Origin of the sequence: Desulfosporosinus shakirovi (assembly GCF_020595055.1) — a bacterium.
GTDB lineage: Bacteria > Bacillota > Desulfitobacteriia > Desulfitobacteriales > Desulfitobacteriaceae > Desulfosporosinus > Desulfosporosinus shakirovi.
In genome coordinates this window covers 59,541-85,896 of record NZ_JAJDOO010000008.1, presented here as the reverse complement: position 1 = coordinate 85,896, position 26,356 = coordinate 59,541, and the positions used below count along the sequence as shown (strand labels likewise).

At 43.8% G+C, this 26,356-nt stretch carries 23 protein-coding genes; 3 read left to right on the top strand and 20 right to left on the bottom strand.

Going from position 1 to position 26,356, the window contains the following annotated elements; all coding sequences use genetic code 11:
* Positions 1–75: 75 nt before the first annotated feature.
* The gene (gene murC, locus LJE72_RS09190) at positions 76–1,428 is read left to right on the top strand and encodes a UDP-N-acetylmuramate--L-alanine ligase (protein WP_229247278.1); all 1,353 of its coding nucleotides are present in this window, start codon (positions 76–78) and stop codon (positions 1,426–1,428) included.
* 68 nt (positions 1,429–1,496) lie between these two features.
* On the opposite strand, the gene LJE72_RS09185 is transcribed toward murC, so the two are convergent.
* The 6 genes from LJE72_RS09185 to argF form a co-directional block, all read right to left on the bottom strand.
* A complete protein-coding gene (locus LJE72_RS09185) occupies positions 1,497–2,060 on the bottom strand; it encodes a 5' nucleotidase, NT5C type (protein ID WP_229247277.1) in 564 nt (187 codons plus the stop codon).
* Between the two features lies 1 nt (position 2,061).
* The gene (nadE, locus tag LJE72_RS09180) at positions 2,062–2,835 is read right to left on the bottom strand and encodes an NAD(+) synthase (RefSeq protein ID WP_229247276.1); all 774 of its coding nucleotides are present in this window, start codon (positions 2,833–2,835) and stop codon (positions 2,062–2,064) included.
* Positions 2,822–4,294, bottom strand: a complete 1,473-nt coding sequence (locus LJE72_RS09175) for a nicotinate phosphoribosyltransferase (protein ID WP_229247275.1) — start codon at positions 4,292–4,294, stop codon at positions 2,822–2,824. The genes nadE and LJE72_RS09175 overlap by 14 nt, the downstream gene beginning before the upstream one ends.
* Positions 4,295–4,950: 656 nt before the next feature.
* Positions 4,951–6,333, bottom strand: a complete 1,383-nt coding sequence (gene argH / locus LJE72_RS09170; RefSeq protein WP_229247381.1) for an argininosuccinate lyase — start codon at positions 6,331–6,333, stop codon at positions 4,951–4,953.
* Positions 6,334–6,416: 83 nt separating this feature from the next.
* Positions 6,417–7,625: an argininosuccinate synthase gene (locus LJE72_RS09165; protein WP_229247274.1), complete on the bottom strand. Its 1,209-nt coding sequence runs from the start codon at positions 7,623–7,625 to the stop codon at positions 6,417–6,419.
* A gap of 113 nt (positions 7,626–7,738) precedes the next feature.
* Complete coding sequence (gene argF / locus LJE72_RS09160; protein ID WP_229247380.1) at positions 7,739–8,686, bottom strand: ornithine carbamoyltransferase; 948 nt, start codon at positions 8,684–8,686, stop codon at positions 7,739–7,741.
* A gap of 667 nt (positions 8,687–9,353) precedes the next feature.
* Here argF and LJE72_RS09155 point away from each other — a divergent pair.
* A complete protein-coding gene (locus LJE72_RS09155; protein WP_229247273.1) occupies positions 9,354–9,854 on the top strand; it encodes a cation:proton antiporter regulatory subunit in 501 nt (166 codons plus the stop codon).
* Positions 9,854–11,083, top strand: coding sequence for a cation:proton antiporter (locus LJE72_RS09150; RefSeq protein ID WP_229247272.1), 1,230 nt, complete (start codon positions 9,854–9,856; stop codon positions 11,081–11,083). Before LJE72_RS09155 ends, LJE72_RS09150 begins: the two co-directional genes overlap by 1 nt.
* An 80-nt stretch (positions 11,084–11,163) precedes the next feature.
* Here the strand turns inward: LJE72_RS09150 and carB are convergent, their stop codons facing one another.
* The 14 genes from carB to LJE72_RS09080 all read right to left on the bottom strand — a co-directional run bounded on the left by carB (position 11,164) and on the right by LJE72_RS09080 (position 26,152).
* A complete protein-coding gene (carB, locus tag LJE72_RS09145; protein ID WP_229247271.1) occupies positions 11,164–14,358 on the bottom strand; it encodes a carbamoyl-phosphate synthase large subunit in 3,195 nt (1,064 codons plus the stop codon).
* Positions 14,348–15,448: a glutamine-hydrolyzing carbamoyl-phosphate synthase small subunit gene (carA, locus tag LJE72_RS09140; protein WP_229247270.1), complete on the bottom strand. Its 1,101-nt coding sequence runs from the start codon at positions 15,446–15,448 to the stop codon at positions 14,348–14,350. Before carA ends, carB begins: the two co-directional genes overlap by 11 nt.
* 109 nt (positions 15,449–15,557) lie before the next feature.
* Positions 15,558–16,763, bottom strand: a complete 1,206-nt coding sequence (locus tag LJE72_RS09135) for an acetylornithine transaminase (RefSeq protein WP_229247269.1) — start codon at positions 16,761–16,763, stop codon at positions 15,558–15,560.
* Positions 16,764–16,900: 137 nt separating this feature from the next.
* Positions 16,901–17,797 carry an acetylglutamate kinase gene (gene argB / locus LJE72_RS09130; protein ID WP_229247268.1) on the bottom strand — a complete coding sequence of 299 codons (897 nt, stop codon included), beginning with the start codon at positions 17,795–17,797 and terminating at the stop codon, positions 16,901–16,903.
* 111 nt (positions 17,798–17,908) lie between these two features.
* Complete coding sequence (gene argJ / locus LJE72_RS09125) at positions 17,909–19,168, bottom strand: bifunctional glutamate N-acetyltransferase/amino-acid acetyltransferase ArgJ (RefSeq protein WP_229247267.1); 1,260 nt, start codon at positions 19,166–19,168, stop codon at positions 17,909–17,911.
* 75 nt (positions 19,169–19,243) lie between these two features.
* Complete coding sequence (gene argC / locus LJE72_RS09120; RefSeq protein WP_229247266.1) at positions 19,244–20,269, bottom strand: N-acetyl-gamma-glutamyl-phosphate reductase; 1,026 nt, start codon at positions 20,267–20,269, stop codon at positions 19,244–19,246.
* A 157-nt stretch (positions 20,270–20,426) separates the two neighbouring features.
* Complete coding sequence (locus tag LJE72_RS09115; protein ID WP_229247265.1) at positions 20,427–21,599, bottom strand: M20 family metallopeptidase; 1,173 nt, start codon at positions 21,597–21,599, stop codon at positions 20,427–20,429.
* A gap of 74 nt (positions 21,600–21,673) precedes the next feature.
* Positions 21,674–22,144 (bottom strand): hypothetical protein, encoded by a 471-nt coding sequence (locus tag LJE72_RS09110; RefSeq protein ID WP_229247264.1) that lies wholly within the window; start codon positions 22,142–22,144, stop codon positions 21,674–21,676.
* Complete coding sequence (locus LJE72_RS09105) at positions 22,113–22,676, bottom strand: RNA polymerase sigma factor (RefSeq protein ID WP_229247263.1); 564 nt, start codon at positions 22,674–22,676, stop codon at positions 22,113–22,115. The genes LJE72_RS09110 and LJE72_RS09105 overlap by 32 nt, the downstream gene beginning before the upstream one ends.
* A 198-nt stretch (positions 22,677–22,874) precedes the next feature.
* Complete coding sequence (gene rocF / locus LJE72_RS09100; RefSeq protein WP_229247262.1) at positions 22,875–23,777, bottom strand: arginase; 903 nt, start codon at positions 23,775–23,777, stop codon at positions 22,875–22,877.
* 150 nt (positions 23,778–23,927) lie between these two features.
* The gene (locus tag LJE72_RS09095; protein WP_229247261.1) at positions 23,928–24,266 is read right to left on the bottom strand and encodes a hypothetical protein; all 339 of its coding nucleotides are present in this window, start codon (positions 24,264–24,266) and stop codon (positions 23,928–23,930) included.
* Between the two features lie 112 nt (positions 24,267–24,378).
* Entirely contained in the window at positions 24,379–24,807 is a 429-nt protein-coding gene (locus tag LJE72_RS09090; RefSeq protein ID WP_229247379.1) for an ABC transporter substrate-binding protein, read from the bottom strand.
* A gap of 2 nt (positions 24,808–24,809) precedes the next feature.
* Positions 24,810–25,319: a helix-turn-helix domain-containing protein gene (locus LJE72_RS09085; protein WP_229247260.1), complete on the bottom strand. Its 510-nt coding sequence runs from the start codon at positions 25,317–25,319 to the stop codon at positions 24,810–24,812.
* 101 nt (positions 25,320–25,420) lie between these two features.
* Positions 25,421–26,152 carry an N-acetylmuramoyl-L-alanine amidase gene (locus LJE72_RS09080; protein WP_229247259.1) on the bottom strand — a complete coding sequence of 244 codons (732 nt, stop codon included), beginning with the start codon at positions 26,150–26,152 and terminating at the stop codon, positions 25,421–25,423.
* Between the last annotated feature and the right edge of the window lie 204 nt (positions 26,153–26,356).

Sequence of the window (26,356 nt, the reverse complement as noted above, 5' to 3'; positions counted from 1 at the left end):
ATAAAATGATACTTTTTGCTTAAAGTTTGGGTATAATGGGGGGTAGAGTTTTATACATGAAAGGGACGATTCGCCTTGGCATTACATATTCATTTTGTTGGTATAAAAGGGACCGGGATGAGCGCCTTAGCTCAAATCAGCACTCAGATTGACGGGGCAACTATTACCGGGTCAGATGTAGAAGAAAGTTTTTATACAGATAGTGTCTTAAAACGTGCTAATATTCCTGTTTTGGGTTTTTCTCCGACCAACGTAGAAAACGCTGATTTGGTGGTCACCTCTGCTGCTTACACCAATCAGCATCCAGAAATCGCCCGGGCTTTGGATTTAAATATCCCCGTCTTGAGTTATCCACAATATCTTGGGCATTTACTTGCCAAAAAACGCGGAATTTGTGTTACCGGAACGCATGGAAAAACTACAACAACAGCCATGATGGGCCTTGTTATGTTGAAAGCCGGATTCGATCCAACGATTGTTGTCGGCAGTGATGTCCCCAGCATCGGTGGAAATGCACATACTGGAAAAGGGGAATTTTTCTTAGCAGAATCCTGTGAGTATCGACGCCATTTCCTTAATTACTCTCCAGAACATTTAATCATTACGAACATAGAATTTGATCATCCCGATTACTTTAAGGATCTCGAGGATGTCATCTCTGCATTTGCCGAACTGGCTGTAAAGGTACCTGAACACGGTCATATCTACGTATGGGATGAAGATCCAAACCGAAAATCCCTTAAATCAGATGCGCCTGTCACGACTTTTGGTTTGTCTGAATCTGCAGATATACGAGCAACGGAAATCCTGTTCAAAGACGAGAAAAGCTCTATGAAAATCATTATAAAAGGCCAATATATGGGGAATCTGGATCTCCATGTCGCGGGAAGACACAACATTGTAAATGCCTTGGCAACAATTGCCCTATGCTATGAAATTGGCATACCGATTAAAGAAATCTTATCTAGTCTGCGCCAATTCAATGGGACGAAACGCCGTTTTGAACATGTCGGCAGCAATACCAATGGGGCCCTAATCGTTGATGACTATGCCCATCACCCAACAGAAATTCGCACGACTTTAGAGGGGGCTCGCCTTTCTTTCCCTGATCGTCGCATCCGTGCTATTTTCCAACCTCATACTTTTAGTCGAACGGAAAAACTCTTGCTTGAGTTTTCGCAAGCTTTTCAGGGAGCAGACGAAGTTGTTATTGCAGATATCTTTGCCTCAGCCCGAGAACTTGATCATTACACTGTTTCTGCCCCAAATCTGGCCGAAATGATCTTAAAGCAAGGTATTGAGGCCCGCTACATCGGAACGTTGGATGACATTAAGCTTTATCTTAATGAAACTCTCGCGCCCGAGGATCTTGTCCTTACTTTAGGAGCTGGGGATATCTACAAAGTTGGATTAGAAATCGTTAGTTAATATTAGATTTAATAAAGTCAAGGCCTTTCACACACTCTAAAATAAAGTGAGGAAAGGCCCTTTAAACGTTAGGAATTTTTCGGGCAGAGTTCTTGTATGCCCATAATTATTTCCTCCCAACTATGGCAACGGGTAATACCTGGAGGAAGCTCTTGTTGATTATAACTTGCATTTAATAGAAACACTGGCACCCCGCATTCCGCTATTAATTTAGCATTTACTTGGTAATCTTCGATAAAGGCCTCGATTCCCCATTCTTTAACGAAGTCCACCTTACTGCCAAACCCTGTGAAGAGCACATGCTTATGATGGATTTCTCTTAACGCAAACCAGCGCACTGTGAGATCCTTTTGTTCAGGGGTTCGGGCTGTGATATAAATTATTTCATGTCCTTCCTGAAGAAGAGTTTCTATCCCTTTTTTTGCGCCCGGTACAGGTTCTGGCATCATAAGCAAACGTTCTATATTAGTCTCGAAAAAGTCGTTCATATCCTCAGTTGTTACATCAAAAGCTACATGCATATTATAATCATCGATAAACGGTATATTCTTACCGTAGTGGCGATTTAACTCCTGTAACCAAATTGGATAGCTATCGGAAATTACTCCGTCAATGTCTACTCCTATACGCACGTTAATCTAACCTCTCAAGTTTCGGAAGCTCAAGGCTTGGCGGCATATTACGTTTATGTTCACTCTGACGATGGAGAGACTCAATACGTTCTTGAACTTCAGGCGAGACTTCTTCCCCCAGCAGATAGCGATCTATCTGATCATAGGTAATTCCTAGTTCAGATTCATCTGTCTGACCCGGCCACAACCCCGCAGTCGGTACACGGGTAGCGATTCTCATTGGCAATCCCAACATCCTCGCCCAAGCGCGCACTTCTGTCTTTGTAAGTGAACTGATCGGTAAGAGATCGACACCACCGTCACCATATTTTGTAAAATATCCGGTGTAACTTTCAGGGGCATTATCCGTTCCTACTACCATATAGTTCATGGCATTAGCCACGGCATACAGTGTTGACATACGCAAACGAGCCTTCAAATTACCTTGGCTCATCTTTTCAGCCACTAAATTACAGCTTATACTTTCCAAGCCCTTCTTGACCTGCCCCATGACCTGTGTATGGGCACCGCTCAGGTTTACCTCTATTGTTCTTATTTCAAAGCCCTCTGCAATCCATAGTGCATCTTCTGTATCATCTGGATTAGAGTGACTGGGCATAACTACTCCAATGCAATTTTCCGGAAATGCTCGACTACAGAGCCCCGCAACTACAGCAGAGTCTACCCCCCCAGAGATTCCCACCACTACTCCCTTAGCGTTGGCTTCGGTTACTTTTTCTTGCAACCATTCCACTGTTTGATCAATTCGTGCCGATAATTCATTATCTGTCCACATTCTTACTCCACTCCTTGTTCGTTTCTTTAATATCATTGTGAATCGTCAAAAGTAACTGGTGTTTTAACTCAAAGAGATTGGTCGACAGATCTACAATATAGCGGTGCGGATTCGTCAATCGTTTCACTTCATCCCAGAAAGAGTCTAATTCTTTTCGAGCATAAAGTTGAATTTCCTTGAGATTCGGTAAATCATACACTCGTTTTCCATCTCTAAAAACAGGCTTCAAGAGTTCTTTTGTTCGGAAATTTTTTAATGTCTTCCTTTTCCACGTCTGAATGGGATCGAAAATTGTCAGCGGTTTATCTTCCTCAAAGACTTCATCTTCCAGGGCAATAAGATCTGCCATAGCTTTGCCTGCCCTATCGTAAAAGCGCACAACTTTCTTAATTCCAGGATTAGTGATCTTAGTAATGTTTTCCGAGACCTTCAAACGAGGATGGAAATTACCCGGTTCTCCTTCAGCGGCCAGTTTGTAGACTCCGCCTAAAGAAGGGTTATCCTTGGCTGTAATGAGATTCGTTCCAACACCCCAGGAATTAATTGCTGCCCCTTGGGCTCGAATGGCGAAGATAGTTTCCTCATCTAAATCATTCGATGCAACAATGATAGCATTCTTAAGTCCTGCTTCATCAAGCATGCGACGGGCTTCTTTAGACAAATACGTTAAATCTCCACTGTCCAGACGAATACCTAGGAAATGATGCCCTTCTGCCTCAAGCTCAAGCCCTACTTTAATCGCGTTAGGTACTCCAGATTTGAGGACATTATATGTATCTACTAGCAACAAACATAGATCCGGAAAAGTATGGGCATAGGCTCGAAATGCTTCCAGTTCTGTTGGAAAACATTGAATCCAACTGTGAGCCTGGGTTCCTGCCACAGGTATACCATAACGCATCCCTGCTAAGACATTGGAGGTGGATTGACATCCACCGATAAAAGCTGCCCTTGCGCCTAAGACCCCTGCGTCTGGGCCTTGGGCTCTCCGCAAGCCAAACTCCATCACTGGGCCTCCATCTGCAGCCGTAACCACACGGGAGGCTTTTGTAGCAATGAGAGTTTCAAAATTAACTAAGTTAAGAATAGTAGTCTCCAACAACTGAGTTTCAAAAATACGCCCTTTAACACGCAATAGCGGCTCATACGGAAAGACTGGAGTCCCCTCTGGAATCGCATCAATGTCCCCCGTGAAGCGGAAGTTACTCAGCTCACTAATAAACTCCTCGTTAAATAAGTTTAGGCTTCTCAGATACTTCAAATCCTCTTCCCCAAAGGTGAGGTTCTCTATATATTCAACGACTTGTTCAAGCCCTGCCGCCAAAGCATATCCCCCTTTAAACGGCAACGAGCGAAAGTAAACATCAAATACTGCCTCTTTATTCTGACAACCATTAACTAAATAACCCTGCATCATAGTTAATTGATAAAGATCTGTGAGCATTGTTCGGTTTTCCATTGATTATGCCTCTCTTCCTACTCTCAAACATAGTTCGATTCATTTCTATCTAACTATAGGATGCAATATCTTTTTAAAATCATGCGTGAGAATTTCGACCTCTATTCAGGATTTTCCTGCTTTACGCTAAAAATAAAGAAATTTGAAACGTTTTATGCCGACAAAAAAGGACCGCCAGTGCTAATCCAAGTTACATCTATCCTAGCAAAAAAAGTGATATTTTCCAGACTGTTAACAGTAAACTTTTACTTTATGCTAGATATAAAAGGAAACCTAAAGACCTTGCTTTAGGCTATTCTGTTTTTATGTCGGATTTTTGCGTACAAGAAAAATAGTTATCCACAAGAAAAGTCTAATTGTCCACTTTCCATCCCATGCTTATCCACCATAAATACATTGAATTTCGATCTTATCCACAGGTTTATCCACGCTGTACACAGTTATTATCCTCATTCTGTTGAAAAGCATGGGTCTATATTCTTTGATGGTGCATCGTGCAGACTTTTCTAAAACCTCATACCGGTATGAATACTCCTTTTAAGTACACAATTCCAAGTTAAGACTTATTTTCCGCATATCCTCTATAACAATTATTTAGTTTTTTGGGTTCGAATATTCGTTTAGTACAAGACCTAGTAACCTAAGTCATTACCCCCCTACCAAAGCAAGTTTTCTAAAGCTTTACGACTAACCTTGATAGCCTCAGCAACTGTTTCTGGTGAAGGGCCGCCTGTAATCTTTCGAGCACGAACGCAATATTCTATTCTAATCGATCTAAACAGATCCTCTTCAAAAATTGGGGAGAGTTCCTGGTAGTCTCTTAAACTTAAGTCTTCCAAGCCAATTCTCTTTTTGCTGCACTGTAAAACTATGCGCCCGACTAACTCATGAGCTTCCCGGAAGGGTACCCCTTTCTTAGCCATGTAATCTGCTAAATCTGTGGCATTCGTAAACCCGCCTTTTGCCCCAAAGGCCATCGTGTCTCGATTTACCTGCATAGTCCTTATCATTGGTTCTACAACCAATAAGCATTTTTGAATTGTATCCACTGCATCAAAGACCTGTTCTTTATCTTCTTGCATATCTTTGTTATAAGCGAGAGGAAGACCTTTCATAACGGTTAAGAGGGCCACCAAATCACCATACACGCGTCCAGTTTTTCCTCTTACTAATTCTGCGACATCCGGGTTCTTTTTTTGCGGCATGATACTAGACCCTGTCGAATATCCATCATCCATCGAGATAAACTGAAATTCCCCGCTGGACCAAATGACGAGTTCTTCACACAGTCGGCTCAAATGCATCATGAGGATCGACGCGCTTGCTAAAAATTCCAGCGCAAAATCCCGATCGCTCACTCCATCGAGACTGTTTAAGGTGACTCCATCTAATCCCAGTTCTATGGCCACTTGCTCTCGGTCAAGTGGAAACGTCGTTCCAGCCATAGCACCTGAACCCAGTGGGGATATATTTAACCGTTTCCGTGTATCTTTAAGTCGACCCAAGTCACGTAAAAACATTTGCACGTAGGCCATCAGATGATGCGCCAGCGTAATAGGCTGTGCCTTTTGCAAATGAGTATACCCAGGCATCCATGTTTCAAGATGCTCTTCTGATAATATGAGAAGCGTTTGAATTAGCTGTTCTGCCAGGTTCTTAGTTTGGTCGATTTCACTTTTCAAAAAGAGTCTTAAGTCTAAAGCAACCTGATCATTTCTACTGCGTCCCGTGTGCAGTTTTTTTCCTACGGGCCCAATCCGCTCGGTTAAAAGCTTCTCGACATTCATATGAATGTCTTCTGCCTCAATCTCAAACTCCACTTTTCCCGCTTGAATTTCTTCTAGTATTTCAGTCAACCCCTGTATCAATCGGTTTGCTTCCACTTCAGAGATAACTCCGACATTCCCAAGCATTCTTGCATGGGCTATACTTCCTTGAATATCTTGTTTGTACAGGCGTTGATCGAAACGAATTGAGGAATGAAAGTCTTCCACCAATCCCTCTGTACTTTTTTCAAAACGTCCGCCCCAAAGCTTCACGTTACATCTCCCTTTCATCTATTGTATTCTCCATTTAGTACTAAAAAGAAAGCGCCGGGTTCCGGCGCTACTCTTTCACTCTCTTATTTACGCAACCCTGATTCTTTCTCCATTAAAGCTCTTACTTTAAGTGGCAACCCGAAGAGGTTAATAAAGCCTCCCGCATCTTTTTGATCATATACACCATCTTCTCCAAAGGTTGCATATGCCTCATTATAGAGAGAATAAGGGGATTTTACACCTGCTAAAGTGCAATTTCCTTTGTATAATTTTACTCGTACTGTCCCTGTAGCATTTTTCTGAGTCACATTAACAAAGGCATCCAAGGCTTCGCGCAACGGAGAATACCACACTCCATCATACACGATTTCAGCATATTTCAAAGCAATTTGTTCTTTATAATGGAGCGTTAAACGATCAAGCGTGAGACGTTCCAGCGCTTGGTGAGCCATATAAAGAATCGTTCCGCCTGGAGTCTCATAGACACCGCGCGATTTCATGCCCACAAGCCGATTTTCAACCATATCAATGATTCCGACCCCATTTTTACCGCCAAGTTCGTTGAGGGTTTCCAATAAAGCTACAGGGGTGATTTTCTGACCATCCAAAGATTTAGGAACCCCTTGTTCAAATCCCAGTTCGAGATAGGTTGCCTCATCTGGTGCATCCTCGGGAGAAACTCCTAATAAATACAAGTCACGTTTGGGTTCATTCCAAGGATCTTCCAAATCCCCTCCCTCGTGGCTTAAATGCCAAAGGTTGCGGTCCATGCTATACGGACGGTCCTTAGTCACCGGAACAGGAATTCCACGTGCTTGGGCATAGTCAATGCAATCCTCACGAGACTTGAGATCCCAAATCCGCCATGGTGCAATGATCTCCAATTCTGGATTAAGAGCTTTGACACTTAGTTCAAAACGGACTTGGTCATTCCCCTTGCCTGTTGCTCCATGGGCAATCGCCACCGCGCCTTCCTTTGCCGCAATTTCTACTAAACGACGAGCAATCAACGGACGAGCAAAGGAGGTCCCTAAGAGATAGCTTCCTTCATAAACTGCTCCAGCCTTTAGCGTTGGAAAAATAAATTCCGTGAGAAATTCCTCTCTCAGATCTTCTATATACAGTTTGCTTGCACCGCTTTTAATCGCCTTTTCCTGAAGGGGAGCCAGCTCTTCTCCTTGCCCAAGATCAGCGGCCATAGCAATCACTTCATACCCATATGTCTCCTTAAGCCAAGGAATAATAATGGAAGTATCTAATCCGCCAGAATACGCTAAAACAACTTTTTTCATTTCTAATCTCCCTCTTTATTAAAAAAAATGTCCAAGTATTGTGTATAGTATACTACTATACTTTTCAGATTACACGCAAGTCATCGAGAAATCAAAAGTTAATGAGAAATACATTAAGCCATAACTAACGCCATGACTGCTTTTTGAGCGTGCAGACGGTTTTCTGCCTCGTCAAAGACGACGGATTGGGCTCCTTCAATTACATCCTCCGTAATCTCCTCACCACGGTGAGCAGGGAGACAATGCAACACAATAGCAGATTGATTGGCCCGTTTCAGCGAATCTGAATTAATCTGATAGCCTTTAAAAGCCTCCATACGTTCCTTTGCCTCAGCTTCTTGACCCATACTTGCCCAAACATCCGTATAAAGCACATCGGCCCCTTTTACCGCTTCTGAGGGATCATCTACAACTTCTACTAAACCACCGTTATCCTTGGCATCAGCTTGAGCCTTGGCAATAATTAGTGGATCGGGCTTATAACCCTGAGGGGAAGCGATGACAACATGCAATCCCATCTTGGCGCCGCCAAACATTAGAGAATGAGCCATATTGTTTCCATCCCCCACGTAGGCCAGCTTCAGGCCCTCTAAGCGCCCTTTATGCTCCTGTATTGTCATGAGATCTGCCAAGACTTGACAAGGGTGAAGCAGGTCTGTAAGTCCATTAATAATCGGAATCGTAGAGAACTCTGCCAACTCTAAGACCTCTTGATGACTAAAGGTTCGAATCATAATTCCGTCGACCATCCTGGAAAGAACACGTGCTGTATCAGAAATAGGCTCTCCTCTGCCTAGTTGGATATCCCGTCCACTTAGAAAAAGTGCATGTCCCCCAAGTTGATACATACCAACCTCAAAAGAAACGCGAGTTCGCGTTGATGACTTCGTGAACACCATTCCCAGCGTTTTTCCTTGAAGAATCGGATGAGGGCGTCCAGCTCTTTGCTCTGCCTTAAGATCTTTAGCTACTTCTAATATAAAACTTAATTCATCTTGGTTAAAATCATGAAAGGAAATAAAGTCCCGTCCTTTAAATAGTGATCTATCGATTGTTTTCATCATTGCACCCACTCCTTTAATATGAATTATTATACAAGAATATGCATAATAATTCAATAGCTAAATCTTTTTTCCTTACTCTTATTATCGTAATAATGGTTGGTTGGATTGCCTTTTAGGCGTGTTGTGAATTTATAAGTTATAAGCTTATCGTTCTTCAAAAAAGCAGTTATTTCAGACTGGCAAAAGTCAGTTTATACTGACTAAGACTAAAAAGCTCCTACACGAACTCTATTAGGAGCTTTGCGACATGCTCGAGGGATATTGCTATATTATTTCAAACCTTTAACCACTTATAACTATCTCTAACGAATTAAGCAATAGCCTTGTTTTTTAATTCTGACACCATTTCTCTCATGTAGCTAACGAAATTGTGACAAAATCATTTTTTATCATTTCATTTTAAGAAAGACATACGGATATACCGGTTTTCTACAGTTATTTGACTTGAGATAGGCTTCACCCATGTTATTTAGGTAAAATTATAATTTAATCATTAAATGTTGACAGGAAAATCAGAATTGTATAGGCTAATGACAGGAGTAATGAATAAAATACTTATATAATTAAGCCTAGCTAAATCGACAATCAAAGACCTTAAAAAATGCCTATTTTATATGAAATTACTGCCTTCCCTTTTGTTAGACTAATGATGGAGGTTGACAACATGAAATTAATTAAAGAAATAGATTTACCGGGAATTGGCAAGAAGTTTCAGCTCCAAACCCGCAGCGGAGAAAAGATCGTTATTGTGGTACATGATGACGGACGCAGGGAAATTTATCATTTTTATCGTGAGGACCCGGATGATTCTATCTCGATGGTAACTTTAGATGACGAAGAATCGCGTAATATAGCCGCTATACTCGGAGGGATGAGTTATCGCCCTAAAGCATTAGAGACTGTGGATGTTGCCTTAGGCGATATGCTTATAGAATGGTACAAAATTGAGCCTGATGCTTATGCTATAGGAAAAACCATCGGGAATATGCGTATCCGAAAGGATACTGGCGGGACAGTTATTGCAATAGTAGAACATGATCAGAGCAAAATAGTCAATCCCGGTCCCGAGGCAACCTTTCAAAGCGGCGCTACAGTTGTAATTCTTGGTGAAAAGCACCAGGTTAAGGCGTGTAAAAAGTTATTATTTCACGGATGTGTTCAATAATGGAACACCTGATACTGGAAATAGGGCTTGCACTGGCTTTAATTGCGGGTGCAGGAATTCTGGCTGGTAAACTCAGGATTTCTATTGTGCCAATTCTAATTCTGACTGGCATGGTAGTTGGTCCACAGGCACCTCACATAAGCGTCTTTGACTTTAGATTCATTCAGAGCGCCCCGTTAATTGACTTCATGGGACGTTTAGGGGTGCTGTTTCTCCTGTTTTCCTTAGGGTTGGAGTTCTCGATTAAACGTCTTTTGAGTGCGGGGCCATCCATAATCAGAACCGGGATAATTTATATGGTTATTAACTTATCCATAGCTATTATATTTCCTTTACTGTTGGGTTGGCCGGTGAAGGAAATACTTGTTGTGGCAGGGATTATGACTATTTCCTCCAGCGCAATCGTAGCGAAAGTAATTGTTGATTTAAAGAGAGCAGCTAATGATGAAACTGAGATCATTTTGGGTTTGATGATGTTTCAAGATGTCTTCGTTGCTATTTATTTCTCGGTTGTTTCCGGCCTGGTTCTTGCCGGTTCAACCTCCGTTTCAGAGATAGTAACAAGCGCACTAATGGCCCTTTTATTTATCGGCGGGTTTTTGTTTTTGGGGCATAAGTTGGTTCCAGAACTAGACCGTTGGTTGGATATCCCTTCCGACGAAACCTTTATGCTTGTAATTTTTGCTATCTTGGTTTTGGTAGCGGGTTTTTCCGAAACTTTGCACATTGCTGAAGCCATCGGAGCTTTATTAATTGGTCTGGTACTGGCAGAAACAGATCATTCCGAACGCATAGAACATTTAATTGTTTCCTTTAGAGATTTTTTTGGTTCCCTTTTCTTCTTTAGTTTTGGTCTAAGCATCGACCCCTTTGCCTTAGGCGGGGCTGTTTGGCCTGCCGTAGCTGCTGTCATTTTAACCCTTTTAGGCAATGTTGTGTCAGGTGTTTGGGCTGGGCGAAAGGCTCGTCTCTCCTACAAAGCCTCACTCAATATTGGTCTGACTATTATTTCGAGGGGTGAGTTTTCTATCATTTTAGCCACTCTTGCGAAAGCAGGCGGATTATTGACTTCGTTGCAACCATTTGCCGCCTTGTATGTTCTTATTCTCGCCATTCTGGGACCCCTCTTGACGAAGGAATCACGTTGGGTCTATAACCGATTAAGGCCATTCCTGAAATGGCCGCAGATTCCAGATAGAAGAAAGTTAAGAAAAAATGCAGGTCAATGAGTTCACACTCAATTTGACCTGCACTTTTCATAAAAATACGCCGAGCTAAAAGCCTCTTGTATCCATTAACTATATTTCCCCTACATAACCAAATACTCCTGTAAAGAAAGCACCTGAGGAGCGGTGTCACTCCGTATCTCTTGAAACGCTCGAACAACTGCTTTCGCAGTATCCATTGAGGAGAAACAGGGCACCCCGTGTTCAGCCGCTAACCTCCTCAACAGATAACCCGTTCTCTCCGGGGTTCCTTTAGTGGACGTACTGAGGATGAAGGAGAATTCTCGTTGCCTGATGGCTTCTTGAAGGGCTTCACTTTCTTCACTTACAACTTCGACTCCTACCCCGCACAGGGCCAAAGCCTTGGCAGTGTCTCCGGTTCCTTTGACGCCGAACCCTAACTGAGCCAACTGTCGAGCCAAAGTAATAGCTTCTGGGCGATCCTTTTCTGCTACAGATACTAAAATATTCCCATCATTAGGTAACGGAATACGGGAGGCCGCAAAAGCTTTTGCCAACGCATGCCCAAATTGTGTGTCCATCCCTAAGACCTCACCCGTTGATTTCATTTCAGGTCCCAAGGAGGTTTCGACCTTAGTCAACTTCTCGAAGGAAAAGACAGGGGCCTTTACCACGACGAACGGTACTTCAGGAGCAAGACCATGAGCATAGCCCATTCCCTTTAAGGTTTTGCCAAGGGCAACTTGAACCGCCAAGTTGACTAAGGGAATCCCAGTGACTTTAGAAAGAATCGGCACTGTACGGCTTGCACGAGGGTTCACTTCTAAAACATACACTTTACCTCGCACGACCACAAATTGAATATTGATAAGCCCCCTAATCCCAATTCCTTCTGCCAAACGACATGTGAAGTCCTCAATTTGTTCAATTTCAGCGGGAGTTAAACTCTGGGGAGGATAAACTGCCAGACTGTCCCCCGAGTGGACGCCGGCGCGTTCGATATGCTCCATGATGCCTGCTATTACAGTTGTCTCTCCGTCTGAAACTGCATCAACTTCAACTTCTTTTCCGTCCAAATACCGATCCACCAAGATTGGATGTTCTTGAGACAAGTTGATCGCGCGCCTTAAATAATCTTCCAGTTGACCTAAGTTCTCTACCACTTGCATGGCGCGACCTCCGATCACATAGGATGGGCGGACGATCACTGGAAATTCAAGCTCCTCAGAAATTTTCTTGGCCTGATCAACTGAAATAACGCTTCGTCCTTCAGATTGAGGGATTCCAAGACGACTTAATAAATCAGCAAAACGCTCTCGATCCTCAGCCATATCAATCGCATCAACCGGGGTTCCTAATACTTGAACGCCGGCAAGCTTCAGGCGGCCCGCTAAATTTATGGCCGTCTGTCCTCCAAATTGGACCAAGACTCCATCCGCTTTTTCTTTATTCAAGACATGAAGCACGTCTTCAATGGTCAATGGCTCAAAGTACAGTTTATCTGCGATATCAAAATCTGTGGATACCGTTTCTGGATTATTATTGATCATAATGGCTTCTACACCTGCTTCTTGCAAAGCTGTAAGCGCATGTACAGAGCAATAATCAAACTCAATTCCTTGCCCAATTCGAATAGGGCCTGAACCTAAAACTACTACTTTGGGACCAGTACTTACCTTGCCCTCATCTTCTTCCTCGTAGCTGGAATAGTAATAAGGGGTTGCCGAAGCAAACTCTGCTGCACACGTATCAACCGTTTTATAAACCGGAATAATCCCGCAGTCCATACGCATGGCACGAACCGTCTCTTCCGAGCGTCCCGTAAGCTTAGCAATCGCTAAATCAGAGAACCCTAGAACCTTTGCCAGGCGCAGTAACTCAGTGGTTAATGGTTTATTTTGTAAGTGCTGTTCCAGTAAAACGAGTTCTTTAATTTTATACAAATAGAAGGGATCAATCTGGGTGAGCATCTGTACTTCAAGTATAGTCCAATCTCGGCGAAACGCTTCGGGAATCGCAAAAAAACGTTCATGATCTGCCGTAGTAAGTTTGTCTTCAATCTCCATCTCTGTCCAGCCCCCGGAAGCCTTAATCCGAAGACCAACAGTACCAACTTCCAAAGATCGAGTCGCTTTTAGGAGGGCCGCTTCCAACGTCCGCTCCATCGCCATCACCTCTCCGGTCGCTTTCATTTGTGTACCCAGACGATGATCAGCGGCAGGAAATTTATCGAAAGGCCATCTGGGGAATTTAACGACCACATAGTCAAGGGCCGGCTCAAAACAAGCACTGGTGTGCCCTGTCACAGGGTTCGTCAATTCTGGAAGAGTAAAGCCGACGGACAAAAGAGCAGCCATCTTGGCTATTGGATATCCGGTCGCTTTAGAGGCGAGTGCGCTTGAGCGACTGACCCGAGGATTTACTTCAATAACAACATACTCTTTATTTAGCGGATTCAAGGCAAATTGAACATTACACCCTCCGTTAACTCCCAGAGCCCGAATAATCTTTAAGGATGAGGCACGCAACATCTGATATTCAACATCACTTAAGGTTTGCGACGGGGCAACTACGATACTGTCCCCAGTGTGTATCCCTACCGGGTCGATATTTTCCATATTGCAAATCGTAATACAGTTATCTGCCGCGTCTCGCATGACTTCATACTCAATTTCCTTCCAGCCGGCCACACTCCGCTCTACAAGGCATTGCCCAATGGGGCTGGCTTGCAGACCTTTCTGCAAAATTTCCTCCAATTGTTTGGCGTTTTTGACAATCCCGCCGCCTGTTCCTCCAAGAGTATAAGCTGGGCGGACAATTAGTGGAAAACCTTGCTTACTAGCGAACTCCTCCCCTTCTTCGCGGGTCGTTACAATTACACTTTCAGCCACTGGTTCTCCCAGCGTGAGCATTGTTTCCTTGAATGCATCTCGATCTTCTGCTTTGTAAATGGTTTCCGAGTCACAGCCTATGAGGTCCACGTTATAATGTTTTAAAAGCCCGTCGCGCTCCAATTCCATAGCTAGGTTCAGACCGGTTTGACCACCTAATGTAGGGAGTAAAGCATCTGGGCGTTCTTTGCTGATAATCCGTTCCAAAATTTCTGGCAACAGGGGTTCGATATAGGTAATATCTGCTGTTTGCACATCCGTCATGATGGTTGCTGGATTACTGTTAACCAGTACTACTTCCACCCCTACCTCACGAAGAGCTCTGCACGCTTGGGTCCCTGCATAATCAAATTCTGCGGCTTGCCCAATCACTATCGGCCCAGACCCAATGACAAGGACCTTCTTCCACGACGGATTAAGAGGCATAACCAGCCCTCCATTCCTGCATTAATCGTGCAAACTCATCAAAAAGATAAAGGGATTCACTCGGTCCAGGCCCTGCTTCCGGATGATATTGAACCGAAAAAACAGGTAAATCCCGATGCTTGACGCCTTCCACACTTTGATCATTTAGATTGCGATGGGTTACGTAAAGAGGAGTCTGTCCCAGACTTTCCTCTGAGATGGCATAGCCATGATTTTGCGAAGTAATCGTCACTCGTTTGGACTCTAGATCTTGTACGGGTTGATTTCCGCCCCGATGCCCAAACTTCATCTTATAGGTGTCTCCCCCTAAAGCGAGGGATAAAAGTTGATGTCCCAGGCAAATCCCAAAAATAGGGCGTTTGCCCATCAGCCCTTGAATCGTTTGTATCCCCGTTATGACCTCCTTAGGGTCCCCTGGTCCATTGGATAGAAAGACTCCATCTGGTTGGAGATTAAGGATCTGCTCTGTAGGGGTTGTATGCGGAACAACTGTCAGACGAAACCCGTTTTCTTGCATAGCCTGCAAAATATTCTTCTTAATCCCAAAATCCATGACTACGACATGAAATAATTCCTTCTCGGTTCCGACAGCTGGTAAGGTGTATTGCTTTGGAGTACTGACCTTAGCCACAACATCGGTTGGAACAGACCACGTTTTCAAGCGGGGGGCCCATTCATTTAAACCCTCTGCCTCGGTGGTAATAACACCGCGCAATACGCCATGCTCTCGAATAATCCGCGTTAAGGCACGGGTATCTATCCCCTTTATCCCTACAACTCCGGATTGCGCCAAGGTCCTGGAAAGATTCTTTTCCATCTGCCAATGACTGGGATTACGCGCGGCCTCTTTTACAATGAACCCTTGGACCTGTGGTTTATCCGATTGGTCATCCACTTTGTTGATCCCGTAGTTCCCGATGAGTGGATACGTCATACACACCATTTGTCCAGCATATGACGGATCGGTTAACACCTCTTGATAACCGGTCATTCCAGTGTTAAAGACCACTTCTCCAAAAGCCTCTCCCGTCGCCCCAAAAGACTCCCCTAATAAAATTTTCCCAGTTTCAAGTATGAGTGCTGCTTTCATTCCATCCCTCCTCGGATATAGAAAACTTGGCGATTGCCTTAGTTGCACTTATGCTTACATAAGCTCACGTGTCCTCTGATTCTCTGGCTTCTGACCTCCGATTTCTGGTTTACCAAATCTTCGAAAGGATTTCGTCTAAAATCCCCAAAGCTTTATCCATTTCTTGCTTTTCAACAGTAAGCGGGGGGAGGAATCGTAATATCTTTCCTCCAACACAGTTGATCAAAAGCCCATTTTTCAAGCAGGCCTCGACTATCTCGGGACCCAACTTGGAGACGGGCCACCCCACAATAAATCCTTGTCCTCGGACCGGACCGCCCGTCTGATATTTTTGTGCTAAGCGCTCTAATCCTTGTTGGAAATATGCAGCACGCTCTCGAACTCCCTCAAAAAATCCGTCTGCAAGCATTACATCTAAAACAGCACACCCTGCCGCAGTGGCTAGAGGATTTCCTCCAAAGGTTGATGCATGATCTCCCGGCTGAAAAGCTTTGGCAACTTTATTTGTGGCTAGCATTGCTCCAATCGGCACTCCTCCGCCCAAAGCTTTTGCTAAAGTCATAATATCTGGGACCACACCGCTCGACTCATAGGCAAAGAGCTTTCCGGTCCGGCCAACTCCGCACTGCACCTCATCAAAAATCAACAAAGCTCCATGTTGGTCACATAGCTCACGCGCTGCCTGGAGAAACTCTATCGAAGCAGGGATTACCCCTCCCTCTCCTTGAATGGGTTCGACAAAGACTGCTGCCGTATTGTCACCGATCTTTGCTCGTAAACCCTCAATATCATTTAGGGCAGCGTAAGTCACGCCGACAGGAAGTGGATCAAACCCTTCCTGATATTTTGTCTGTCCAGTTAGTGTAAGGGTGGCTAAGGTTCGCCCATGAAATGAGTTTTCAAGCGAAATCACCTCATATTTATGCTCACCGTAATTCTTCCTGGCGTACTTACGAGCGAGCTTGAAGGCTGCTTCATTAGCTTCTGCACCACTGTTGCAAAAGAATACTTTATCCGCAAAGGAATGCTTCACTAAACGCTCAGCGAGAGCAACTTGATTCGGTATCCAGTAGATGTTTGAGGTGTGCAGAATTTCTTTAGCCTGTTCCTCAATAGCACGGACAATCGCAGGATGGCTATGTCCCAAGGAATTAACTGCTAGTCCCGTTACGAAATCTAAATATTGCTTTCCGTCAGAATCCCAAACCCATGCCCCGTCCCCTTTGACCATCGTCATAGGCAATCGTCCATAGGTATTCATTACCACATTTTTTCCGCGCTCAATAATCGCTTCACTTGTTAAGCCTTCTAACATTTCATTTCATCCCCCTATCTATCAAATACAGGAAACTTACTTCAGTGGAGTTCCACTCCACCTGGAGTTTAGTTGAACCTATCCAGGGACTTACCTCCACTTATCTCTAATTATACTGAGAGTCTAGTGGAGGTTAGTCATCGGATGAACATTGTGCCAATCCCGCCATCTGTAAATAATTCCAGTAGAATTGCATGGCTTAGTCGTCCATCAAGGATATGCACACTGCCAACCCCGGCGTCTAAGGCAGAGACTGCACATTCTACCTTAGGCAGCATTCCGCCGCTTAATGTTCCTTGTTTCTTGAGGGTAGCGACTTCCCCTCCCGAAATCGTAGAAATAAGTGATCCAGGATCAGAAACATCACTCAGTATTCCTCGTACATCTGTTAAAAGAAGCAACTTATCTGCCTTTAGAGCCTCAGCTATTTTCCCCGCAGCTGTATCTGCATTGACATTGTAAGTTTCCCCTTCTTCGCCGCTGGCAACCGGAGAGATAACGGGAATATATCCCTGTCCCAATAACGTGTTCAATATATCGGGAGTAACCGTTTGGATTTCTCCCACAAGCCCTAGATCAACATCTTCCATTTTCCCTAGACTATTTGGCATCTGCATCGGCTTCTTAACGGCCATGAGCAACTTAGCATCTTTCCCTGATAATCCAACACCTTTCCCCCCAAAGCGATTGAGGAGAGAAACCATTTCAGTATTCAACTTCCCTAATAAGACCATTTGAGCGATCTCCATAGTTTGGGCGTCCGTGACTCTCAAACCCTGTATAAATTGACTTTCTATTCCGACCTTCTTCAACATAGAGTTAATCTCTGGTCCACCGCCGTGAACGAGCACCGGACGAATTCCTACAGAATGCAAAAGAAGAATATCTAACATGACCGATTCTTTTAGAACTGGATCAACCATTGCGTGTCCGCCATACTTAATCACGACGGTCTTTCCTGCGAATTTCTGGATATACGGAAGGGCCTCCACTAATACCCGTGCTTTCCCTAATCCTTGTTCCATCGGGGTCATCTCTTCTACCTCCAATTTCAACACTTGACTTCTTGACTTAAGATCTTAGTTTTATAACCTTAGAACTACTCCTCAGTCTTCAGTCTTAATCACAGCTTATGAACCTCAAGATCAAGTCCTATAACTCCCATTGATCGTGACGTACTCATGGGTCAGATCACACCCCCATGCAGTTGCTTGTTCTTCCCCGCTGTGAAGATTTAAACTTATATGAACCTCTTTAAGCGCTAGAATCACTTTAGCTTCTTCTTCCGAAAAAGTGACACCTTTTCCCGCTTGAGCAACAATTAATTTCCCTAAAAAGACGTCGACTTTGTTGGGATTGAACTCAGCTCCTGAATATCCTGCTGCGGTCAAAATACGCCCCCAGTTCGCATCTTCTCCAAAGAGTGCAGCTTTAACCAAGCTGGAGCCACAAATACTCCGAGCAATTTTACGAGCATCCTCTTTGGTTTTAGCTCCAGAAACTGATACTTCCATTAACTTAGTAGCACCTTCTCCATCCCGAGCAATATCTTTTGCCAGCTCAATGCACATTGATTTAACCATTTCTTCAAAATTCGTTCGGTCTTCCACGCTCAGAGTTATTCCAGAGGCCCCATTTGCCATTAAGATAACCATATCATTAGTACTCGTATCTCCATCGACGGTCACCATATTAAAGCTTTCTTCCACCGCTTCACGCAGGATACGTTGTAAATCTTCTGACGGCAGAAACGCGTCTGTCGTCAAGAAACCTAACATGGTACCCATATTAGGGTGAATCATTCCAGACCCTTTCGCGATCGCACCCAGATGAATCACGCCTCCCTCTGAGCAGGAAAGCTCATAGGCATATTCCTTAACCATCGTATCCGTCGTCATAATTGCCAGGGCTGCTCGATGCGCCCCTTCATCGGCCTCTTCCTTCTGACCGCGAATGCCTTTGACCACATCATTAAGAAGCAACGAGCTCGCCACCCGAATACCATTCAGGACTTTATCAAGCGGCATTTCGACCCCGATTACGCCTGTGGAAGCCACCAGAACATCCTCGGGCGGTACTGCCAAAAACGTACCTGCTACTTCAGCCATGGCAAATGCCGCTTGGTCGCCAAACTCGCCAACACAAGCATTGGCATTGCCGCTATTTATGACAATAGCACGTGCCAGACCGTTTTCTAGATGGCGTTGGGTTAAATATAGTGGGTGGGCTTTAACTAAATTTCTAGTGTATACTGCAACTGCCTGTGCTTGCACCTCGGAAAAAATTAGTGCTACATCATATTGATCCATATATTTAATACCCGCTTGGACACCAGTTGCATAAAACCCTTTAGGGACTGCTATACCGCCGTTAATTAACTTCCAAGCCTTTTTAGAATTATCCACTTACTTCACACGCTCCTTCACTTAGTCCGTCAAAAATCGTTGCTTGTTCTAAGAACCGGCCCCCAATATGATGTATTATGGCCATAGTGCTGTTGCCTTTAGCCCTTGCGCCTCGGGCCAACCCATAGCGAGATTCATATTCTGAACAGCCTGCCCTGCTGCACCCTTTAATAGATTGTCGATTGTAGCAACAATGACCGCATTCCCGGTTCTTTTATCTAACGTCAATTGTAAAAAAGCATGGTTGCTCCCACTGGAGAATTTTGTCTGGGGCCAAGTCCCCGGCGGCAAAAGATTAATAAATTCCTCTTCCTTATACTGGTCTAACCAACAGCTTCGCAGGTCTTCTTCTTGAACCCCCTCTGATACTTTAGCATAAATTGTCACCAGCATCCCGCGCGTCATAGGGACCAAATGTGGCGTAAAGTTGATAGTTAGAGGCAACCCTGCAGCGCGAGACAGCTCTTGTTCTATTTCTGGCGTATGACGATGGCTTGCAACCCCGTACGCTTTAAAGTTCTCGTTTACCTCGCCATAGTGCGTACCTAACGAGACCCCTCGTCCTGCTCCTGATACACCGGATTTGGCATCAATGATCAAATAGCCTGTTTGAAGTAATTGCTTACGCAACAAGGGAACGAGCGCCAGCAAAGTTGCCGTTGGATAGCAACCTGGATTGGCAATTAAAGACTGTCCCTGAATTTTCTCACGATAAAGCTCTGGTAATCCATATACTGCGTCTTTGAGTAACTCTGAAGCTGGATGTTTTATTTTGTACCATTCCTCGTAAATCTCTGCTGAATTCAAACGAAAATCGGCACCCAGATCAATTACCTTAATTCCGCGCGCCAAGAATGCGCTTGTTCTTTCTGCCGTCAACCCATGAGGAAGAGCACAAAAGAGAACATCCATATCAGGTATGTTTTCGTCTTGCAAAATCCCTATATTTTGACCTAGCCAATGTGGGTAGACTGTTTCATAATCCTCTCCTGCTACACTGGACGAGCCCAGATATAATTCTTTCACCTCTTCATGGCGATGTAATAGCCGCACCAATTCCTGTCCTGCATATCCTGTAGCGCCAAGAATACCAACTTTCATATCTTGAACACCCTCTCTAATCATTTCTATTTTAATAATTATACATATAATTGCATAAACATTCAACCATTATCGTAAAAAAGAAAGGGCCATCCCCTTTCTTAATCACTTTTTTTATTTTATTTATAATTCCTATTTATTTACTATTTATGCTCTCTCATTCTTTAGTCAATAACAGAAACTCACGTTTGATCTGTTGCAACAGCTTATTATTGCTTAAAACATCCCAGCCTGTAAAGGCTAGCACCTGCATAGCCAACAAAACTAATCTTTCTCCGTCTGGTGACAGCGATACCTGGGCAAAGTCTCGAGTATGAGGAATCTCAGTGCCTGTTCCTAATGTTAAATAGGGATGGATTGACGGAACAGCACGACTGACATTTCCCATATCTACTGACCCCATAGCCGTTTGAGGAGAAGCTATCTGATGGATACCCATCTCCCCCAGATTTCTAGTAAAGCATTCAGCCAAAGCTAGATTAGTATGCATTTCATCATAAGAAAATTCGAACTTATGCCAAGTCATTTTTGCAGAAACCATGGAAGCAGCCCCTTCGGCACAACGTATTACTTGCTCTCTCCATTCATCCAATTCTTTACGTTTTCGAGCACGCAGATAAAACTGTGCCACCGCACGTTCCGGGATAATATTCGGGGCTGTCCCCCCCTCTGTAATAATCCCATTGATTTTCACATCCTGTGAAACCTGCTTTTTGAGTGCATTGATTCCCACAAAAAAGTTAATCATGGCATCTAAAGCATTAATTCCAAAACCAGACGCTGCTACAGCATGTGCAGAACGTCCGTGAAATGTAAACTCCAAAGCATCTAAAGCCAGGCTGGAAATGACAGGGACGTTTTGACTGCCTGGATGAAACATCATCGCTACATCGACGTCCTTAAAAATTCCTTTCTCAACCAACGTTACTTTTGCCCCACTGGTCTCTTCTGCTGGAGCTCCGATTACTAAAACCTCACCTGCTAACTCTAAACTCTTACTTAAAATAACCGCTGCTCCCGCGCTGGCCGCTCCTATCAAGTTGTGCCCACAGCCATGCCCTATAACCGGCAAGGCATCATATTCTGCCAAATATGCGATTGTCGGCCCTGGACGCGGACCCTTAAACCTTGCTAAAAAAGCGGTCTCCATCCCAGCAATCCCACGATCCACTGTAAACCCATGCTTCTGCAAAAAACTGCATAGGCTATTGGACGCAAAGTATTCCTTATATCCAAGCTCAGGACGCTCCCCTATCTGGCGGGCAACTTCCCATACTTCTTTGCGTAAATGCAGGGCCTGATCTCTAAAAAAAGCCTTAATTGCATCCATGGGTAATCCATCTCTTTTCTCAAATTCTATCTCTAGTAACTTAGCTCTATCAATCATTCATATTCATTTAATAATTATGCTTCTTTGATTGTAGAATCTTCGTAAATAGAATGAGGGTTTCTAAAAACAACTATTATACACAGAACCCCCAGTAATGGCCAAGCAACAACACCCCAGAGAAGATCTATCCCGATCTTTAGCTCTTTAAATAATATGAGGCTTTTTAGAATTCGCTGTCCAAATTGCTGAAGCTCAGAAACATAAGGGAACTCTGCGAACATAACCAGCAATGAATTCAGCCCTTGATATAGTATTTCGCTTCCGAACCATAAAACTGTCCCAAGCAATAATCCTGTAAACATCAAGCTAAAAGCTAACCCTAACCCCCACTTTCGCCGCGCAGCCAAGCGGCTTTCTGCTCCGAAATCAACAGGTTGTGCTGCAATTTGAGCCATGAGCTGAGCTTGGAAATTTTCCAGAGCTGCTTTGGGAATAGGTTCATCTCTAAACAGTTTAATCCATTGCAGGTTGTCCTTCTCCTCCATGAGTCTCCCTCCTTTCCAGGTTCTGGCGAAGCTTTTCTTTTCCTCGATGAATATATGTTTTGACTCGACTTACAGGAACCTCCAGCACTACGGCTATTTCTTTGTACGAAAGTTCTTGATGATAACGCAAATAGAGTGCTTGAGTGTAATGTTCAGGAAGTTCATGTAAAACCTCAGATAAAAGGGTTGCCTGCTCTTTAGCCAACAATATTTCCTCAGGGCCAGGTTGATGATCAACTGTGTTTTCATCTGAAGTTATTAAAACTTCTTTACGCCTCTTACGCAAAAGATCAAGCGCCCTATTGCGAGCAATGGCATATAGCCAGGCCCGAAACGGATATTCTTTTGAGTACCGATTCAGATTTCGATAGGCTGCCAGGAAAGCATCCTGAGCGCAGTCAAAAACATCCTCTTCTGAACCAAGGATTCGGCACAAGAAATGAATCAAGGGCTCCTGGTAACGTTGGACAAGGACAGCGTATTGTTGGTGATGACCTGCTAGTACTTGCCGAATGACCTCGGCATCTTCCATTAACTTAGGCTCCTATCCTGAGTACTTTTAAACTCAAATTATCCTCTCACCCTTAATACGTTTTAATAGTTAAAAAGTTTCAAGGGGATTTGAGCAAAATACTATAACCATTTTAACCTACAACCTGTTTTATTCGCAATGAACAATTTAAAAGATACTCTATATTTAAATATCTCAATTGCGATTTTACTTCACCCCTTAGAAAATTTGTTCTCCAAAAGCTGAACATATTAGCCCTACGGCTAGCTTAGCTGTTTTATTATGATTATCTAAAATCGGATTCACTTCTACGACATCCATACTTGAAATACGTCCTGAGTCAGCCAAGAGTTCCATCGCTAGATGTGCCTCCCGATATGTAATTCCTCCTGCTACCGGCGTTCCGACACCTGGGGCCTCCTCAGGATCAATCACATCCAAATCAAAACTAATATGAATCCCATCCGTCCCTTGTGAAGCAATATTAATCCCTTGTTTGACCACTTCCGTCATTCCTACTTGATCGATATCTCGCATCGTAAAAACAGTTATTTTCGACTTCCGAAGCAGTTCCTTTTCTTGAGGATCCATTTCACGCGCTCCAATAATCACGGTATTTTCCTCACGCAATTTTTTCTTTGCCCCGCCAATGGAGGTTAATTCCGGAGCACCGATCCCATTAGCTACTGCCAAGGGCATACCATGAATATTACCGCTTTCAGTCGTATCAAGGGAATTATAATCACCATGTGTATCAAACCAAATTAATCCAAACGATTTTTCACTTAAAGCCAATCCTGCTAGAGCCCCAATTCCTAAACTATGGTCTCCACCAAGGATTAAGGGGACCACCCCTTCCTTTATTGCCTCAGAAACTATGAGATGAAGACGTTCATTAATCGTGACAATTTCCTCCAGATACTTAAGACGCTTGTCCTTGATCTCACGCGTCTCAGGAACCGGAACCTCCAGATTGCCGTAATCCTCAACCTTCCAACCCAACCCCTTTAATCTGGCATTTAAACCAGCATATCGAATAGCACTTGGACCCATGTCCACTCCACGACGATCTGCACCCAAATCAATAGGTACTCCAATAATCCTAATGACTTTTTTTTGCATAGCTTTTATACTCCCTGCTTTTAATTTTCTACTCCGAGTGATTCGAGGCAAGATACCAAGCCCCTTGGTTCAAAATATTGCCCATTTTATCGATACATATTAATGTTCCCCAAAAAGAAAAAAGCTTGCAAACAATTTGCAAGCATATATTCAATTCCAGATCACGACCACCCCGGCTTGCACACGTTCTACACAAAACCAAGCTGGAAGGCGCACATAAAATGTGCCTTCTCCCAAAGCAACGCTCCCCTCGTCCTTCGTCCCAAGACCCAGGACGCAGTGTGACACGAGCGCGACCTCTTTACGAAAGGCAGAAATAGTAACCTTCCGTTTAAGCTCCGACCCCAGAGGCAGGCAGCGTACAGTGTCCCCTCCCGCCATCCTTGGCTCCGGGGACACTAGTCCATCCTTGGACGTCGGATGTACACTGCCGCCAGTGAGCCACACGGTCCCTTCTCGCCGTCCATGTCTACAGGGACACTTGGCCATCCATGGCCTGCGGACGGCTCATCTGGCGAGAACCCCGCTCTCCATAGCCAGGAGCTTAAACGGTTAGTTTGCTCTGCGTGGTAAGCACCGAGCGCTGTGTCACACAAGTCCTCTACTTTAGCAACCTAAAAATCACTTCTTCCTCACTAAGACCAACTAACAATTTAAAAGTTCCTGCTCTAAAACGCCGCTCTGCTCTCATTTGACGAGTAAGCGCTAAGAACGCCTCTTTATCCTTAATAAATTCTTGAGCAAACAACAAATCAGCTATTCGTTCAGCACTGGCTCCCTTTGGGATTACAAAATCTCGATCAATTTGGGGCGAAACTTGGGGGTCAGGCGGCAAACTCTCTTTTGGATCAGATTCGGCGGGCTGAACGGGCGGCGCAGGATCAGGTTCTTTTGTCTCCTCAGTTATTGGAAGCGATGTTTGCGGATTTAATTGACCATCTGAGGGCCTCTGCTGAGGAGAGAAGAACAGAGACAGCATAGCACTCAAAATAAGTCCTGAACCTAACCCAAGCCAAAAGGATCGTGTCACTTTCAACTGTTCTTACCTCCATCTGCTTGCATTCTCAATACCATCCTTACCGCATCTTGGCTTAAAAACAAGCGTTGAGCAATTTCCGGTATACGTTGCCCGTTTGCGGCAAGTTCCAATACTTCTTGGTATTTTGGTGAGAGATGGGGGTGGGATTCAACTTCACTATGCATTATCTCTTCTTGCGTTTTAAACAAACTAAAATCATGATTTTCTTTAGCTTGTATTTCTCCAACTTCAAGTTCCGCAGGGCTAGGTTCCTCCGCATTGGATTCTTGTTCTATAGATATAATTTCTCTGTTTTCAACTTCTTGAATATCTTTCACCCTAGCTTCTAACAGTTTACTTTCGAGCTCATAAACCTGATCTTGTACCCGAATAACTTCTCTCTTCAAATACGCTAACCCTTTCAAGGCTGTCAAGGCTTCTTCGCTGGGTGGATTCTGCCAACGCCAACCCAAAAACAAGAAACAAACGCCAAGAAGAAATAATATAATGGGCAGAATATCCACAAATGTTCCCTACTTTCACAGATATGTTTATTTGATTACACATTCGCGAAAAGAAAATGATTTCCCTGCAAAACTAATATTATTCAACAAAATTCCCCAATTTATCTTGAACCTTTATTACCAGCTTGTTTACTAAAATAGGTACTTACCCCTTGAAAGATTGCAATTGCTAACCTTTGTTGATATTCGGGAGTGGTCAATAACTGTTCTTCTTGAAGGTTTGAAAGAAAGCCTAGTTCGACAGTCACGGCTGCCTGATTTGCCTTCTTTAAGACATAAATATCTTGATTTCCTTTAGCAACTCTTTTGGTATCTGTCATACTGTTTAGCTCTTGCTGAATCGATTGAGCTAAGAGCTTTCCTTCCGGAGAATCTGAATGATAAAACGTTTGCGCTCCTGTAAGTTTTGCATCGGGAAAACTATTGGCATGAATACTTAAATATACTTCAGCTTGAGAGTCCATCGCCAATTGGATGCGTTGGGCTAAATCCTCTCTCTTCCGCCTCAAATGTCCTTGAGAAGTACCTAAGTCTCGGTCATCTTCGCGAACCATAATTGTCTTAGCTCCACTTTGCTGAACCAGCGCTTGCAAGCGTTTGGATACAGCCAAGGTAATATCTTTTTCTAATACTTTGCTTATTCCAACTGCACCGGGGTCCACACCTCCGTGACCTGCGTCAATTACCATGACTCGATCTCCCAAGGTCCAACTCCATATTTCTTTGTCCTGTCCACTAAATCCAGCTACAAGAGCTAACGTCAAAAAAAGTGTAAGCACAATTCCTAAAAATATCTTACGTCGTTTCACACTTATAACCCAAATCGGTTTCATTCCTATCCCTCCCCTAGTCTATTCCGTCTTACCTTATGGGGGAGACCCTCAGAATATTCGTTTGGCTTGTCACAAAAAGTTTTACCAACCCAGTTCAAACTATTATCTTTTCGGATAAAAGAATATTAGCATGCCGACATTGGGCCTATTTTTTAACATTTAAGTATCCAATCTACAAGTGAAAGGATAACTCTATTGTGAGCA

Coding starts and splice junctions, on each gene's coding strand:
- nadE (WP_229247276.1), bottom strand. CDS start 2,835: ATGTGGACAGATAATGAATTATCGGCACGAATTGATCAAACAGTGGAA.
- LJE72_RS09175 (WP_229247275.1), bottom strand. CDS start 4,294: ATGGAAAACCGAACAATGCTCACAGATCTTTATCAATTAACTATGATG.
- LJE72_RS09165 (WP_229247274.1), bottom strand. CDS start 7,625: ATGAAAAAAGTTGTTTTAGCGTATTCTGGCGGATTAGATACTTCCATT.
- argF (WP_229247380.1), bottom strand. CDS start 8,686: ATGAAAACAATCGATAGATCACTATTTAAAGGACGGGACTTTATTTCC.
- LJE72_RS09155 (WP_229247273.1), top strand. CDS start 9,354: ATGAAATTAATTAAAGAAATAGATTTACCGGGAATTGGCAAGAAGTTT.
- LJE72_RS09150 (WP_229247272.1), top strand. CDS start 9,854: ATGGAACACCTGATACTGGAAATAGGGCTTGCACTGGCTTTAATTGCG.
- carB (WP_229247271.1), bottom strand. CDS start 14,358: ATGCCTCTTAATCCGTCGTGGAAGAAGGTCCTTGTCATTGGGTCTGGG.
- carA (WP_229247270.1), bottom strand. CDS start 15,448: ATGAAAGCAGCACTCATACTTGAAACTGGGAAAATTTTATTAGGGGAG.
- LJE72_RS09135 (WP_229247269.1), bottom strand. CDS start 16,763: ATGTTAGAAGGCTTAACAAGTGAAGCGATTATTGAGCGCGGAAAAAAT.
- argB (WP_229247268.1), bottom strand. CDS start 17,797: ATGACCCCGATGGAACAAGGATTAGGGAAAGCACGGGTATTAGTGGAG.
- argC (WP_229247266.1), bottom strand. CDS start 20,269: ATGAAAGTTGGTATTCTTGGCGCTACAGGATATGCAGGACAGGAATTG.
- LJE72_RS09115 (WP_229247265.1), bottom strand. CDS start 21,599: ATGGATGCAATTAAGGCTTTTTTTAGAGATCAGGCCCTGCATTTACGC.
- LJE72_RS09110 (WP_229247264.1), bottom strand. CDS start 22,144: ATGGAGGAGAAGGACAACCTGCAATGGATTAAACTGTTTAGAGATGAA.
- LJE72_RS09105 (WP_229247263.1), bottom strand. CDS start 22,676: ATGGAAGATGCCGAGGTCATTCGGCAAGTACTAGCAGGTCATCACCAA.
- rocF (WP_229247262.1), bottom strand. CDS start 23,777: ATGCAAAAAAAAGTCATTAGGATTATTGGAGTACCTATTGATTTGGGT.
- LJE72_RS09095 (WP_229247261.1), bottom strand. CDS start 24,266: ATGGCCAAGTGTCCCTGTAGACATGGACGGCGAGAAGGGACCGTGTGG.
- LJE72_RS09080 (WP_229247259.1), bottom strand. CDS start 26,152: ATGAAACCGATTTGGGTTATAAGTGTGAAACGACGTAAGATATTTTTA.